11 protein-coding genes are annotated in these 14,724 nt (G+C 65.5%); 6 read left to right on the top strand and 5 right to left on the bottom strand.

The window, feature by feature from the left end:
• Positions 1-32 precede the first annotated feature (32 nt).
• Positions 33-728 (top strand): ribulose-phosphate 3-epimerase, encoded by a 696-nt coding sequence (rpe, locus tag ACSFBM_RS31520; protein ID WP_435487915.1) that lies wholly within the window; start codon positions 33-35, stop codon positions 726-728.
• Positions 729-731: 3 nt separating this feature from the next.
• On the opposite strand, the gene ACSFBM_RS31515 is transcribed toward rpe, so the two are convergent.
• Positions 732-989, bottom strand: a complete 258-nt coding sequence (locus tag ACSFBM_RS31515; protein WP_435487914.1) for a hypothetical protein — start codon at positions 987-989, stop codon at positions 732-734.
• Positions 990-1,154: 165 nt separating this feature from the next.
• Here ACSFBM_RS31515 and ACSFBM_RS31510 point away from each other — a divergent pair, with 165 nt between their 5' ends.
• The 3 genes from ACSFBM_RS31510 (at position 1,155) to ligD (ending at position 5,778) form a co-directional block, all read left to right on the top strand.
• Positions 1,155-2,165, top strand: coding sequence for a M14 family metallopeptidase (locus ACSFBM_RS31510; RefSeq protein WP_435487913.1), 1,011 nt, complete (start codon positions 1,155-1,157; stop codon positions 2,163-2,165).
• Between the two features lie 73 nt (positions 2,166-2,238).
• Entirely contained in the window at positions 2,239-3,210 is a 972-nt protein-coding gene (gene ku / locus ACSFBM_RS31505; protein ID WP_435487912.1) for a non-homologous end joining protein Ku, read from the top strand.
• Positions 3,211-3,225: 15 nt separating this feature from the next.
• Complete coding sequence (gene ligD, locus ACSFBM_RS31500; protein WP_435487911.1) at positions 3,226-5,778, top strand: DNA ligase D; 2,553 nt, start codon at positions 3,226-3,228, stop codon at positions 5,776-5,778.
• A 141-nt stretch (positions 5,779-5,919) separates the two neighbouring features.
• On the opposite strand, the gene ACSFBM_RS31495 is transcribed toward ligD, so the two are convergent.
• Complete coding sequence (locus tag ACSFBM_RS31495) at positions 5,920-6,735, bottom strand: transglutaminase-like domain-containing protein (RefSeq protein ID WP_435487910.1); 816 nt, start codon at positions 6,733-6,735, stop codon at positions 5,920-5,922.
• Between the two features lie 348 nt (positions 6,736-7,083).
• On the opposite strand from ACSFBM_RS31495, the gene ACSFBM_RS31490 reads away from it, so the two are divergent.
• Positions 7,084-7,233, top strand: a complete 150-nt coding sequence (locus ACSFBM_RS31490) for a hypothetical protein (RefSeq protein WP_435437749.1) — start codon at positions 7,084-7,086, stop codon at positions 7,231-7,233.
• 32 nt (positions 7,234-7,265) lie between these two features.
• Positions 7,266-9,452, top strand: a complete 2,187-nt coding sequence (gene katE / locus ACSFBM_RS31485) for a catalase HPII (RefSeq protein ID WP_435487909.1) — start codon at positions 7,266-7,268, stop codon at positions 9,450-9,452.
• A gap of 36 nt (positions 9,453-9,488) precedes the next feature.
• On the opposite strand, the gene ACSFBM_RS31480 is transcribed toward katE, so the two are convergent.
• From ACSFBM_RS31480 to ACSFBM_RS31470, 3 genes are all read right to left on the bottom strand, one after another.
• The gene (locus tag ACSFBM_RS31480; protein ID WP_435487908.1) at positions 9,489-11,051 is read right to left on the bottom strand and encodes an SEL1-like repeat protein; all 1,563 of its coding nucleotides are present in this window, start codon (positions 11,049-11,051) and stop codon (positions 9,489-9,491) included.
• A 92-nt stretch (positions 11,052-11,143) separates the two neighbouring features.
• Entirely contained in the window at positions 11,144-13,195 is a 2,052-nt protein-coding gene (locus ACSFBM_RS31475) for a phospholipase D-like domain-containing protein (protein WP_435487907.1), read from the bottom strand.
• Positions 13,192-14,724, bottom strand: a 1,533-nt coding sequence (locus ACSFBM_RS31470) for a DUF2345 domain-containing protein (protein WP_435487906.1), incomplete at its 5' end; no start/stop codon positions are given. The genes ACSFBM_RS31475 and ACSFBM_RS31470, both read right to left, overlap by 4 nt.

The following is a 14,724-nucleotide window of genomic DNA, read 5'->3' as shown; positions in this document are numbered from 1 at the left end:
TCGGACTTCCATCGGCTGCGAGAATCGGGGGCATGAGCACCCCGTTTCGCATTGCGCCCTCCATCCTGTCCGCCGACTTCGCGCACCTCGGCAAAGAACTGACCGACGTGATCGCCGCCGGCGCCGACTGGATCCATTTCGACGTGATGGACAACCACTACGTGCCGAACCTGACCTTCGGCCCGATGATCTGCCATGCGCTCAAGCCCTACGCCAAGACCGCCGACGGCACCCCGGTGCCCATCGACGTGCACCTGATGATCCAGCCGGTCGATGCCCTCGCCGCGTCCTTTGCGGAAGCGGGTGCCGACTGCATCAGCTTCCACCCCGACGCGTCGCCCCATGTGAACCGCAGCATCCAGGCCATCAAGGGCGCGGGCTGCAAGGCCGGACTGGTGTTCAACCCGGGGCTGGGCCTGGAGGCGCTGGACTGGGCCATCGACGACATCGACCTGATCCTGATCATGAGCGTCAACCCCGGCTTCGGCGGCCAGAGCTTCATCGATTCGGCGCTGCGAAAGATCGAACTGGCGCGCAAGCGCATCGAGCAGAGCGGTCGCGACATCCGCCTTGAAGTGGACGGCGGCATCAAGGTCGACAACATCGCACGCGTGGCCTCCGCCGGCGCCGACACCTTCGTGGCGGGCAGCGCGATCTTCAATGCCAAGGACTACGGCGCGGTGATCGCCGACATGCGCAAGCAGCTCGCCGGCGTTGCCGCTGCCTGAGCGTCAGCGCTTGACCTGCTCGTTGTAGACGCGGTCCGCTTCCGGGCCGCGGTCGGTGTCGACCACGCCGCGCTCCACGTCGTCATGGGCCTTGCGACCCACCTCCGAGGGCTTGCCGTCCCGGGTCTGCTGGCTGTCCGACGACTGGTCGCGCTCGTTCGGCAGGCGCGGGGCCGGTTCGCCGCCTTGCTGCACCTTGGTCTTGCCGTCGTTCGCGTCCGAGGTCTTGTCGCTCGGCTGGGTCTTCGTCTTCGTGTTCATTGCGCTGCTCCTTGTGATTCGCTCCAGCGTGCCGCGAGCGCCCCGGCAGGGCGGTAGGACATGCAAGGCTGCCCCTGTAGGTGCGCGCTCGAACGGCATCGAATGCGCAGTGCCTTTGCGCAGTGCCTTTGCTCAGTGGCATGGGGCTCCGCAATAATCCCCGGCATGTCCTCCGATCCTTTTGCCGGCGTGGCCACCGACAGCCTGCGCATCCACACTTTTGCCTCGCTGACCCCCGGACCGCGGTTGCTCGTGGTGGGCGGCGTCCACGGCGACGAAATCTCCGGCACGCTGGGCATCGAGCGCATCCTGGGCGAGTTCGACGCCGGCACGCTGCAGCTGCAGCGCGGCGAGCTCACCCTGGTGCCCGTGGCCAACCCGCTCGCGCGGCGCCGCCTGCAGCGCGAGGGCGAACGCAACCTCAACCGGCTGTTCCGCCCGAGCGAACAGCCCGCCGACTACGAAGCCCGCGTCACCAACGTGCTGGCCCCGCTCATCGCGCGCCACGAGGTGCTGCTCGATTTGCACTCCTTCCAGAGCGCGGGCGAGGCCTTCGCCATGATCGGCCCGCGCGACAACACCGGCACGCTGGAGCCCTTCGCGCGTTCGTTCGAGGAAGGCCAGCTGGCGCTGCACATCGGCACGCCCGTGGTGGTGGAAGGCTGGCTCGACATCTATGCCGCGAACCTGGCGCAGCGCGCGGGCGGCGCGCCTGCCGACGAGGCTGCGCTCGACTTCGGCCGCGGCACCAACGAGTACATCCGCAGCCGCGGCGGCTACGGCGTGACGCTCGAATGCGGCCAGCACCTGGACCCGCAGGCGCCCGAGGTGGCGTGGCGCGCCATTCGCCGCGCGCTGGCGCTGCTGGGCATGGCGGCGCTGCCGCCGGGGCTATCAGGGGCGCCGGTGCAGGCACCCCGTCTGCTGCGCCTGGCCAGCGTGACCGACCGCCTGCACGAAGAAGACAGCTTCGTGCGCGACTGGGCCACCTTCGACGAAGTGCAACGCGGCGAGCCCATCGGCATGCGCCACGACGGCACGCTGGTGACCGCGCCCGAAGACGGCTTCATCGTGTTCCCCAACGCCGTGGCCCTGCCCGGCACCGAGTGGTTCTACTTCGCGCACCCGAGCGAGCGGCAGCTGGGGCCCGTGGCGGGTTCGACCGGCACCGCCTGACCGCGTCTGGGGCGGCGCTCCTACACCGGGCGGCCATGGCAGGCGCACAGTGCGATGCCGAAGGAGTGTGCCCATGCCCGTCTCTCAAAAATCCCCTGCGCCGCGCGTCCTGTGGAAGGGTGCGATCAGCTTCGGCCTGGTCCACATTCCGGTTGCGCTCTACTCGGCCACCACCGACCACGGCATCGACTTCGACTGGCTCGACAAGCGCACCATGGACCCGGTCGGCTACAAGCGCATCAACAAGAAGACCGGCAAGGAAATCGCGCGCGAGCAGATCGTGAAGGGCATTGCCTACGAAGACGGCGAATACGTCGTGCTCAGCGACAAGGAGATCGCGGCGGCCTACCCCAAGACCACGCAGACCATCGAGATCGAGACCTTCGTGCCGGCCGACGGCATTCCCTTCGTGTACCTGGAGCGGCCCTACTACGTGGCGCCCATCAACCGCGGCGCCAAGGTGTACGCCCTGCTGCGCGAGACGCTGCAGCGCAGCGGCCGCGTGGGGGTGGCGCGCGTGGTCATCCAGACCAAGCAGCACCTGGCCGTGCTGGTGCCGGCGGGCCCGGGGCTGGTGCTGAACCTGCTGCGCTGGGGCGCGGACATCCGCCCCTGGACCGACCTGCCGCTGCCCTCCGAAGACGTGAAGAAGGCGGGCCTGAGCGAGCGCGAGCTCAAGATGGCCAAGCAGCTGGTCGAAGACATGAGCGCCGACTGGGACCCGAACGAATTCAAGGACGAGTTCAAGGACGAGATCCTGCGGCTGGTCGACAAGAAGGTGAAGGCCGGCCAGACCGAGACGGTGACGCAGCCCGAGCCCGAGGAAGGGCAGGCCAGCGAAAGCCGCGGCGCCAAGATCATCGACCTCACGGAGTTGCTGCAGCGCAGCCTGCGCAAGGGCGGCAGCAAGGCCAAGGCAGCCGCCGACGACGAAGAGGAGGAGGACGAAGCACCCCCTCCCAAGGCTGCCGCGAAGAAGCGCAAGCCGGCCGCGAAGGCGGCTGGCAAGACCGCCACCGCCGCAAAGGCGCGCCGCGCCGCCTGACGCGGGCCGATCGCCATGGGCACCACCGCATCGGCCGCGAGCAAGGCGCTGGCGCGCTATCACGGCAAGCGCGATTTCGCCCGCACGCCGGAGCCCAAGGCTGGCGGCAAGGCGGGCAAGGGCGTGCTGTCCTTCGTCATTCAGAAGCACCACGCGAGTCATCTGCACTACGACTTCCGGCTCGAACTCGACGGCACGCTCAAGAGCTGGGCCGTACCGAAGGGGCCGTGCCTCGACCCGACAGTGAAGCGCATGGCGGTGCATGTCGAGGACCATCCGATCTCCTATGCGGACTTCGAAGGCACCATCCCGCCCAAGCAGTACGGCGCGGGCTCCGTCATCGTCTGGGACCGCGGCGACTGGCTGCCCGACGGCGATGCGCGCCAATCGCTGGCCGCCGGCAAGCTCAAGTTCGAACTGCGCGGCGAGAAGCTGCACGGGCACTGGACGCTGGTGCGCATGCACGGCAAGGGAGACGAGTCGCACGAGCCGTGGCTGCTCATCAAGGAGCGCGACGGCGAGGCGCGCCCTATCGGCGACTACGACGTGCTCGAAGCGCAACCCGCGAGCGTGATCACCGGGCTGGGCGTGGACGAGGTCGGCCAGCCGCCGAAGAAGGTCGCGACCAGTTCGCCCGCAAAGAAGGCCGCGGCAAAGAAAGCTGTCGCAAAGAAGGCCGCCCCCAAGGCGGCGAAGAAAGGCGCGCTGCCCGCCACCCTGCAGCCCCAGCTCGCCACCCTCGCGGCCTCGCCGCCCGCATCGCCAGAGGACTGGCTCTACGAGCTCAAGTTCGACGGCTACCGCCTGCTGGCGCGCATCGACAAGGGCAAGGTGCGCTGCTTCACCCGCAACGGCCATGACTGGACCGCCAGGCTGCCCGCGCTGGCCAAGGCGCTGGCCAGGCTGCCCACCGATTCGGCCTGGCTGGACGGCGAGATCACCGTCGACGGCGAGAACGGCGCACCCGACTTCCAGGCGCTGCAGAACGCCTTCGACAGCGGCGCCACGTCGTCCATGGCGTACTGGCTGTTCGACGCACCCTTTCTCGACGGCGAAGACCTGCGCGAGCTGCCCGTCGAGGAACGGCGCGCGCGGCTCGCAAAGCTGTTGGGCAAGAAACCGCCCGCATCGCTGCGGCTGAGCGAGGCCTTCGACGCTTCGCCGCGCGACCTGCTGGCCTCGTCCGCGCGCATCGGCTTCGAGGGCATCGTGGGCAAGCTGAAGGGCTCGCCCTATGTTTCGCGCCGCTCGGCCGACTGGATCAAGCTGAAGAACCAGCAGCGCCAGGAGTTCGTGATCGGCGGCTACACCGCACCCAAGGGTTCGCGTTCGGGCTTCGGCGCCCTGCTGCTGGGCGTGCATGACGAGGCCACGGGAAAGCTGCGCTACTGCGGCAACGTGGGCACGGGGTTCGACGCGAACCGCCTTGCCGACATCAAGTCGCGCCTCGACAAGCTCGCCACCGAAGCGTGCCCCTTCGAGCCCCCGCCGGGCGGCGTGAAGGCGCAATGGGTAGCGCCCACGCTGGTGGCCGAGGTGTCGTTCGGCGAGTGGACGCGCGAGCACCGCGTGCGCCACGCGGTGTTCCAGGGCTTGCGTGCCGACAAGCCCGCGCGCGACATCCGCCGCGAACGGCCGCAGCCGGCCGGTGAATCCACACCATCACCGAAGCGCAGGGGAGCAGGAACGCCCATGGCCCTCAAGATCAGCCACGCCGACCGCGTGATCGACACGCACAGCGGCATCACCAAGGGCGAGCTCGCGGCCTATTACGACAGCGTGGCCGCGCTCATGCTGCCGCACCTGCGCGGGCGGCCCGTGTCGCTGGTGCGCGCGCCCGAAGGCGTGGGCGGGGAACTGTTTTTCCAGAAGCACCTGCAGAACCGCGAGATCCCCGGCGTGAAGCTGCTCGATCCCGCACTCGACCCGGGGCATGAGCCGCTGCTGCAGATCGACACCAAGACAGGGCTGATCGGTGCCGCGCAGATGAACGTCATCGAACTGCACACCTGGAACGCCACCTCGCGCGCCATCGGCAAGCCCGACCGCATGACCTTCGACCTGGACCCGGGCGAGGGCGTGGCGTGGCCGCAGATCCAGGAGGCGGCGATGCTGGTGCGCACGCTGCTCGACGAGATGGGCTTGCCCTCGTTCCTGAAGACCAGCGGCGGCAAGGGGCTGCACGTGGTGGTGCCGGTGCGCCGCCAATACGACTGGGACACCGTCAAGGGCTTCTCGCAGGCCGTGGTCGTGCATCTGGCGAAGACCATTCCGCAGCGCTTCGTCGCCAAGAGCGGGCCGCGCAACCGGGTGGGCAAGGTGTTCGTCGACTACCTGCGCAACGGCTTCGGCGCGACCACGGTCGCTGCGTGGTCGGCGCGGTCACGGCCGGGGCTGGGTGTGTCGGTGCCTGTGGCGTGGGAAGAGCTGCCGGTGCTCACGAGCGCCTCGCAATGGACCGTGGCCAACGCGGCGGAGCGATTCGCCACCGGCAACAAGCCCTGGGACGCGATGGAAAGCAGCCGCAAGGGGCTGGCTCCAGCGATGAAGCTGCTCGGCTACAAGTAGCGCGCTGTGTCTTGCTCCCTCCCCCCCTGGGGGAGGGTTGGGGTGGGGGCACGACGGCGTTGGAAAAGGCATGGCGTTCGATCGAAGGCTTGCCCCCATCTCCGCCTTCCCCCGGCAGATGAAGGCGCAAATCCAAAGCTGCTACAGCACTTCTTCCGTCGTCACATCGAAGCGCTGCAGCGTGTTCGCCCCGAACATCATCGTGATCGGCACGTCCGCCGCGTCGCGCCCGCGCGCGATCACGACGCGCCCGATGCGCGGCGTGTTGTGGCGCGCGTCGAAGGTGTGCCAGCGGTTGCCCAGGTACACCTCGAACCAGGCGCTGAAGTCCATCGGGTAGCGCACCGGCGGAATGCCGATGTCGCCGAGGTAGCCCGTCACGTAGCGCGCCGGAATGTTCATGCAGCGGCACAGCGTGATGGCCAGGTGCGCAAAGTCGCGGCACACGCCCGTTCCCTCGCGAAAACCTTCCAGCGCGGTGCGCGTGGCGCGTGCGTTCTGGTAGTCGAAGCGCAGGTGCCGGTGCACGAAGTCGCAGATCGCCTGCACGCGCGACCAGCCCGGCGCCACGTTCAGGAAGTTGGCCCAGGCGAACTGCAGCAGTTCGCTGTCGACCTCGCAGTAGCGGCTGGGCAGCACGAAGGGCAGCGTGGACACCGGCAGGTCGGCCGCCGCGTGCTCCATGGCGCCGAAATCGACGGGGTCGGGCCAGCCGGTGTCGTACACCACGGCGTTGTTGCGCAACCGCACGCTGCTCACGCCGAACGGAATGTGCACGCGCGCGCAGTGGTTGTCGAAACTGTCCTGGTAGTGGTCGGTGACCAGCGGCGGGCTGATGGTGATGTTTTCCGGACCCTGCAGGTCCGCAGCCCGCGACGGATGGACCTGCAGCATGTAGATCAATGCCGTGGGCGCGGTCACGCCGAGTTCGATGTCGAAGCCGATCCTGATCTGCATGGGTATCTTTCTTCCCTGGGTGATCCGGGCGGTGCGGCCGGCGCGCGAGGCAAGGGACGACAAGCACGATTGATGCCGCCCCCTCCGATGTTCCGCACCCATGCTATGCGACGAAGCCCCGCGCGCCCCACGGCAAGGACGCGCGAACCCTCGTAGGCCGCGGCGATGTGCTGTCGGTGTGCTCCTACCGAAGCCGCACGTTTTCTCCCACAAATGGGGGAGGGCGGCCACTACGGCCTGCAGGCGGCACGAAACATAACCTTGCATTTCGCTTGCAGCCCCCCGATTGCAAGCAGTTCCAACCCGCCGTTCGCCCGGTTCGTTCTGTTTGTTTCCTTGGAGGGAATCATGGACTTTGCTTCGCTTTTCGACACGCTCACCACCAACTGGGGCGACGAGATCCTCGTGTGGGCCGTCGCCGCCGTCGCGGGCTGCATCTGCCTGGTGGCCGTGGTCAACGTGCTCGACATGTTCCTCGACAACAACGAAATGGGCTGAGCGCCCTCCTCATGAAAGACTCCAGGTCCACGATGACGCCACAGAACAAGGCCGCAGCAGGCCGCCGCACCGGTGCCTCCAAGGCAAGCGATGGGGGCAGCGCCAAGCAGCAGCAGCTCGAGGGCTTCACCACCGAGCATCCGGCGACGCTCACCACCAACCAGGGCCTGCAGTTACCGGACAACCACAACTCGCTGAAGGCGGGTGTGCGCGGGCCGACGCTGCTCGAAGACTTCATCCTGCGCGAGAAGATCACGCACTTCGACCACGAACGCATTCCCGAGCGTGCCGTGCATGCGCGCGGCTCGGCGGCGCACGGCTACTTCCAGGTCTACAAGTCGATGTCGCAGTTCACCTGCGCCGACTTCCTGCAGGACCCGGACGCGAAGACGCCCGTTTTCGTGCGCTTCTCGACCGTGGCCGGCTCGCGCGGCTCGGCCGACACGGTGCGCGACGTGCGCGGCTTCGCCGTCAAGTTCTATACCCGCGAAGGCAACTACGACCTCGTGGGCAACAACATTCCGGTGTTCTTCATCCAGGACGCGATGAAGTTCCCCGACCTCATCCACGCCGTCAAGCCAGAGCCGCACCACGAGATGCCCCAGGCTGCGAGCGCGCACGACACCTTCTGGGACTTTGCCTCCCTCATGCCCGAGAGCACCCACATGCTGATGTGGGCCATGAGCGACCGCGCCATTCCGCGCAGCCTGCGCATGATGGAGGGCTTCGGCGTGCACACCTTCCGCTTCATCAACAGCCGCGGCGAGAGCCACTTCGTGAAGTTCCATTGGAAGCCCAAGCTCGGCATCCACGGCCTGGTGTGGGACGAGGCGCAGAAGATCGCCGGCAAGGATGCGGACTTTCACCGCCGCGACCTGTGGGAAGCCATCGAGAACGGCCACTTCCCCGAATGGGAACTCGGCGTGCAGATGATCCCGGCCGACAAGGAGCATTCGCTCGGCTTCGACCTGCTCGACCCCACCAAGCTGATCCCCGAGGAAATGGTGCCGGTGCAGAAGATCGGCCGGCTGGTGCTCAACCGCAACCCCGACAACTTCTTCGCCGAGACCGAGCAGGTGGCCTTCCACCCGGGACACGTGGTGCCGGGCATCGACTTCAGCAACGACCCGCTGCTGCAGGGCCGCCTGTTCTCGTACACCGACACGCAGATCTCGCGGCTGGGCGGCGCCAACTTCCACGAGCTGCCGATCAACAAGGCCGTGTGCCCGTTCCACAACATGCAGCGCGACGGCATGCACCGCCAGAGCATCGCGCGCGGCCAGGTGGCCTACGAGCCCAACACGCTGGGCAGCGGCACCGAGTTTCGGGTGGACGGCGGCAGCAACGGCTTCCAGTCGTTCCCCGAGGAGATCGATCCGCCCAAGGTGCGCCGCCGCAGCCCGTCGTTCGACGACCACTTCACGCAGGCACGCCTGTTCTTCAACAGCCAGAGCGCGCCCGAGAAGGAGCACATCATCGCGGCCTTCCGCTTCGAACTGTCCAAGCTCGAGGTGCCGGCGATCCGCCAGCGCATGGTCGACAACCTGGCGCATGTGGACGAGAAGCTCGCACGCCGTGTGGCCGAGCCGCTGGGCATCGGCGAGCCCGATGCCAAGGCCGCTGCAGGCCGCGCGGGCTTTCGCGACCACCGCATGTCGCTGCCCATCGACGAATCGCCGGCGCTCAGCATGGCCGACACCGGCGACGGTTCCATCCGCACCCGCAAGATCGCCATTCTGGTGGCCGACGGTGTCGATTCGGCCTCGCTGAAGCCGATTCGCGAGGCGCTCGAACAGGCCGGCGCGCAATGCAAGGTGGTGGGCCCGCGCCTGGGCACCGTGGCCAGCGCGTCGAAGCGGCAGATCGATGTCGACATGACTTTCTCGAACACGCCCTCGGTGATGTTCGACGCCGTGCTGGTGCCTGCGGGCAGCGAAGCCGCTGCCGCGATGGCGGGCATCGGCGACGCGGTGCACTTCGTGCTGGAGGCCTACAAGCATTGCAAGGCCATCTGCACGGTGGGCGAGGGCGTGAAGCTGCTGTCGACGCTGGGCATCACGCCGGAGTCCGAGGCGCCGGCCGGTGTCGTCGTGGCGGCCACGCCGGTCACCAACATGGGCGACACGACGGCCGCGGCGCAGGTGGCGAGCGACTTCATTGCGGCGATCGCGAAGCACCGGCATTGGGACCGGGCCAATGTCGACGCGGTGCCGGCGTAGGCAAAAGGGCGCGGGAGAGAAGCGGAAGCGAATGCGCTAACGTTCGATCGGGGCCAACGTCACATGGACATGCCCCGAGGCATCCGTCTGATTGGCATCGCCGATCCAATCCCATCGGATGTCCCTGGCTGCCACCGTGATCCCGCCCGCTCCGCGTAGCGCGGTTGGCACCGGGAACGGCTGGCCCTTTTCCATGTACGTTTGCTGCCCCTGCTCATGGAATACCGCGTGCTGCGCGTGTTCCTTCTTCAAGCGCGCATGCCAGATGCCGGTCTGCGGACAGAGAACGGTCCCGCTGCAGCTGCGGGGCACTTCCGGTACCGGCACGTATCGCGCAATGCCCTGTGCGACATGCGGATTGATCGACAAGGCTTGCTGAACCGGAATGCCCTTGTAGTGCCAGGTCACTGCGCCATACCCCGGGGGTATTTGTTCTGCCAGATCGGGGAGGGCCTCGCCACGTTTGAAATGCTGGGGCACCTGTGCTGCGTTCCAGTCGAGTTGCCAGTCACCCCGCACCACATCGATCCGAGGTTGCCAGTAGCCGGTGAAGTGAGCGTGCTGTTTGGCTGTGAAACCCCATGGTCTGCCGTGGCTGTCGTAGGCGTTCTCGCCGGGCGGCGATGTGACGTTGCTCGCCAGCACGTAGCCTTGAGGAATGTGTGCACGGCCGGTGCGGTTGGCCTCTGGTCTCGCGGGCGTTGGTTGCTTGACGATGACCGCTTTCGCTGCGTCGATCAACGTCGCGCGTTTGCCGTTCCAGAAGGGCAGCGCAGCGGGCGGCAGGGGAAGGACCTTGTCGAGATTTGGGAGACGAAGGTCTGGGTTGAGCTCGAGGGCCTCGTAAAACGTGCTGTAACGCTCAGCACGAGCCTGATCAATCAAGTTGCTGGTAAGCGGATCCTGATTTCTAAAGCTTGACGACAAGTAGCCAGCTGCGTCCTTGCTGCCAAATTTCACGCCTTCGTGAAGGACAACGAGCGCCCGGTCATAGTCTTTGTCGATATCCAGCGTTTGCCCAAGCCTGTACGCTGCTTCCCCAAATCCCTGCGCAAACGCGCACTCCAACATCTTGAGTCCCACGATGCGATTGCCCCAAACGCCCATCTGTGAATCGTCATAGGCGGCGTCGAGTTTGTTGCCGAGATATGTCTGCGCCGCGGGATTACCCATGTCCGCTGCGAGTTGCCAGAACCCGTAAGCCCGATCGATGTCCGGGTTGACCCCGATGCCGCGCCGGTGGTAGGTGCCCATCTTGTCGAAGGCGCTCGGCACCCCCTGTTTCATCAATCCTTCAACGATCAGCACTGCTCGTTCTGTATCCCGTTGCACACCCAGGCCGCGCTCGAGCAAGCCCGCAAGATTCATCGCGGCCTTCCAATGGCCCTCGGCTGCGGCCTGCTCCCAAAGCTGAGCCGCCTTCTTGTAGTCGCGCTGGTCGGGCCAGAGTTCGTTGCTGGTCACCGCCATACCTTGCTGGAACAGCATTTCCGATTCGTTCGTGATCGCTGGCAGTTTGGACGCTTCTTGCATGCATATGAAATCGAGCCGGTGCGGGTTGAAGGCCTTGAGGTTCATGTTGCGGGGAAGATCATTCATGGCGCAGGCGGTCAGGGTGAAGAGAACAAACAGCGCTGCGCATGCTGCGCGCGGCTGAGCGGTGTTGCAAATACGGAGTAGCTTCAAGGTGATTAACCCAAGCGAATGGTGCTTGTGCGTTCGTCGTTGAATGCGACAAGAAAGCAGGACGGAGTTTCGCCGCGGACTTTCTTCTTAAAGTTGGTGCTGGCCTCCTTGTGCCAATCTTGAAACGTCTGAAACATCACCTTCTGATCCGTCGCATTCCCCCCCGAAAACTTCCCGTCGGTATGCTGCCCCCACACCCGCTCGCGCAGATTCGCAGCCGTGACCGCATCGTCGCTGGCGATGTTGATCTCGCTGTCCACCGCAAAGCTGCGCAGGTTCAGGTTGGCACTGCCCAGTGTGAACATGCTGTCGTCGATGATCATCAGCTTGCTGTGGATGTAGATCTCGCGATAGCGCGCCTTGTAAAGCTTGTCGCTCATGCTCTTGATGCGTTGGCGGTTCAGGCTGATGTCTTGCCCGCTCTTGTCGTACGTCGAGGTGCTGCTCCATTCTTTGAGCCTGCCCAGGTCGTCTTTCTGCTTGCTCTGCCAATTCGGATCGAAAGTCCACAGGCTGGCCACCAACGTGCGCATGGCGAACTGGCCCTCCAGCTCCTTGCGTGCCGTCTCATCGTCCTTGCCGCCGCCCGCGTCCTTGTAGGCCTGGGCAATGCTGGACAGGGGAGCCGGCGGTGGAATCATGAGGGGATCCTTGCTTCGCCTGCGGGCTTCCTGCACGGCTTCGTAGCGCGCGATTTCTTCTTCCACCATCTTCGCCTGATTGGGCATGGACGAACCATGCCCCAGCTCCGTCACGGTGTCGTGTGTTCGCGGCACCATCTGCGCGCGTTCCGGCGTGGGCGTCACGACCATCACATGCAGCTTGGGCACGTCGGCCATGTCGAGCTTGCCTTTCTGGCAACCTGCGACTTGCTCCGCACGCAGGCGCTTGAGTTCCTTGACCCAGTCAGCGTGCTGGAAGTACTGGTTCTCTACATACAGATAGTGGCGCGCAAAGCTGATCGCGTGGTCATAGAGGCGGTGGATGGACTTCTCGCTGCCGTCCTCGGCAGGCAAGGTGCGCAGGATCTGCGCGCTCTGGCGCGGAGCGACCAAGTTCCTGGTCAGGTTCGCAGGCGTCGCCTTGAAATCGAATTTGCGGTTCACGTTGCTGCCCGCGCCTTTGCCTTTGGCTCCGGCCTTGTTCCAAGCCTCGGTGAAGTTCTTGCACACCACCGCCAGCACTTCGCCCTCGATACGGCAACCGTAGTCCTGGTAGGGCTTGAGCCCGGGCTCCACGTCGTTCGCACCCTCCCAGCTTTTGCCGCGTCGGGGGTCGTCGAACTTGTGTGACGTGGTATCCCAGTAGTCGGTGACCGAGTTCAGTCCGAGCACATAGCCGCAAGGCCTTTCGCCCTCGTAGTCGATGACGATGGTCTTCTGGTGATGCGTGGCCAGGTACTCGAAGCCCAGGCGCTCGATGCGGCCTAGGCCTTTGGCGCTCGCTTCGCCCTGCAGACTGGCCATCACGTCGGCATGAACGCCGCCGCGCGTGCGCAGCGACAGGGCGTTTTGGCGTCCCGCCACAACATCCCTGTACCAATGCGAATTGAATATTTCCCGTCGATCACGCAAGGAAGGGGATGGAGGAAACAACAAACCCGGCTTGCTGTGTTCATAGAGCGACTCAGACTTGTAGCCCGGCATGTTGTTCACAGCGGCGCTGCCAATGAAGTCGTACCACACGAGCAGACGCACCTGCACCGGCTTTCCATTGTTGAAATCGCCTCGCGCAGCGCCCAGCAACAGATCGCCCCAGGTTTCGCCGCGCGGCCAGTGGTCGGCCGTGCCGCGTGTGAGCTCCATCGCCGGATCGAAGCCCCAGCAGACGAGGTCGATGCTGTGCTGTGCTTTTCGTATGTCGGCGGCGATCTGTTTGAAAGTTTCTTCGCCGCAGATGTAGAGGCGCAGATTGTTGTGATGAAGTACCGGCGATTTCTCGTCCTCGCCCTTCTTCTCCAGGAGCCATTGCGCGCTGCCGATGGCGGTGCCTGTGCCAGTGCACAAAGGCACCGTCGATGTGTGCTGGGTGTCGTTCACGGGTCGCGGGTCGCTCATGAGTTGCCTTCTTCGTCGCGGTGTCGCAGGTAGTGCTGCATCCGGTTTCTGTTTTCACCGTGAGCCGCGCGATACCCGGAGGCAGCGAGCCTGTCATCGTCGGATTCAATTCGTGCCCTGACGGGCAACTCGTATTCGTTGCCGTTGGCAAGGCGCACCTTGTAGGAGGCCGTATCGCTCTGATGGTCTTCAATGAGGACTCGCCCATCGGCATCGGTGATGCCGTCGGCCACCTTCGCGCCGTCCTTGTACAAGGTGTAGGGCTCCAAGCCGAGAGGCCGGCCGTCTTGCGCGTGCGAAAGCAGCACGAAGCTCAGCGCCCCTTTTTCCTTGAGGTCCAGGTTCGACATGCCACTCGCCGACCGGGTGGGTGCGTTCTTCGGCCCGACCATGCTGTGCGCGGCGGCGTATTCCACATGCTTGCCGGAGGTGGCATCTTCGATGCCTGCGGCATTCAGGCGTATCGTGCTTCCGCCGCCATTGAGAACGAGTTCCTCCTTGGCGGTGATGGTGATTCGGTTGGCGACTTGAACGATATCGAGCTTGGCCAGGATGTTGATGCTCTCCTTGAGCGCCTTGATGTCGATGTTGCCCCCGTAGGCGAACAGCCTCATCCCTGCCTGGTAGGCAAAGAGCCGAACCGCCTGCTTGGCACTGACCAGGAAGCTCTGGGCTGCGGAGATGCTGGTGTGCCCTCCGCTGGTCAGTGCGTTGTGCTTGGCGCTGGCGATATGGGTGGACCGCGACGTGGTGGTCTCGATGCCTGCGGGGCTGGCCAACACGAGATGCGGATCGGCCAGCTCGGGGAAGCGGTCTTTGCTTGCCGGGGCGCCGCCTTTGATGGCGTCGTTCTGCGCCTTCAGGGCCTGAGTGACTTCGTCCTGATCTCCCGAGGAATGCGCCTCGGCCTGCAGCGCCGATCCGGACAAGCCCTCGTGCTGTTCGCGGGCCTCTGTCAGCCTTGCCACTGTTTCGCCCATGTCGGTGATGTGGGCCCTGGCGTTGGCTCGCCCCTCGGTGGTGAGCAACAGACCCTGGGCGGCACGAATGGCGCCATGACCATCGGTGCGCAGTTCCAGGCCTTCGCCCCGAAGGTCCTTGCGCCCCGCGTTGTCCTCGATGCGCGTGATGTGCCCCAGGCTCAGCTGGCTGTGCTGGTGGTCGCTCTTGAGCTGCGCCTGGATCTTGCCGGCCGTGTCGTCGAGCGCGAGGTGGTTGCTGCGCCCGGCTGCGCTGTTGCCACCTTCCTCGGTCAGCTCCCGGCTTCGAAAACCCGACAGCGCCTGCTGGCCCGGCAACGCCCATGGCGGCAGGTTGTTCTGGTTGTAAGGCCGCCCGGTGCAGATCGGCAAGTCCGGATCGCCGCCGTAGAAGTCGACGATCACCTCCTGCCCGATGCGCGGAATCTGGATGCCACCCAGCTGGTTGCCCGCCCACGGACTCGACACCCGTATCCAGCAGGTGCTGTGCTGGTTCTTCTGGCCGATGCGGTCCCAAGGAAACTGCACCTTGATGCGGCCCAGTTCGTC

It is taken from the genome of Variovorax pasteuri, from assembly GCF_051216435.1.
Taxonomy (GTDB): domain Bacteria; phylum Pseudomonadota; class Gammaproteobacteria; order Burkholderiales; family Burkholderiaceae_C; genus Variovorax.
Note: the sequence above shows the minus strand (reverse complement) of the source record. Positions and strands in the feature narration are given on the sequence as shown.

Bases quoted from the DNA above. Each gene is read 5' to 3' on its own strand.
- rpe (WP_435487915.1), top strand. From the start codon at position 33: ATGAGCACCCCGTTTCGCATTGCGCCCTCCATCCTGTCCGCCGACTTC.
- ACSFBM_RS31515 (WP_435487914.1), bottom strand. From the start codon at position 989: ATGAACACGAAGACGAAGACCCAGCCGAGCGACAAGACCTCGGACGCG.
- ACSFBM_RS31510 (WP_435487913.1), top strand. From the start codon at position 1,155: ATGTCCTCCGATCCTTTTGCCGGCGTGGCCACCGACAGCCTGCGCATC.
- ku (WP_435487912.1), top strand. From the start codon at position 2,239: ATGCCCGTCTCTCAAAAATCCCCTGCGCCGCGCGTCCTGTGGAAGGGT.
- ligD (WP_435487911.1), top strand. From the start codon at position 3,226: ATGGGCACCACCGCATCGGCCGCGAGCAAGGCGCTGGCGCGCTATCAC.
- ACSFBM_RS31495 (WP_435487910.1), bottom strand. From the start codon at position 6,735: ATGCAGATCAGGATCGGCTTCGACATCGAACTCGGCGTGACCGCGCCC.
- ACSFBM_RS31490 (WP_435437749.1), top strand. From the start codon at position 7,084: ATGGACTTTGCTTCGCTTTTCGACACGCTCACCACCAACTGGGGCGAC.
- katE (WP_435487909.1), top strand. From the start codon at position 7,266: ATGACGCCACAGAACAAGGCCGCAGCAGGCCGCCGCACCGGTGCCTCC.
- ACSFBM_RS31480 (WP_435487908.1), bottom strand. From the start codon at position 11,051: ATGAATGATCTTCCCCGCAACATGAACCTCAAGGCCTTCAACCCGCAC.
- ACSFBM_RS31475 (WP_435487907.1), bottom strand. From the start codon at position 13,195: ATGAGCGACCCGCGACCCGTGAACGACACCCAGCACACATCGACGGTG.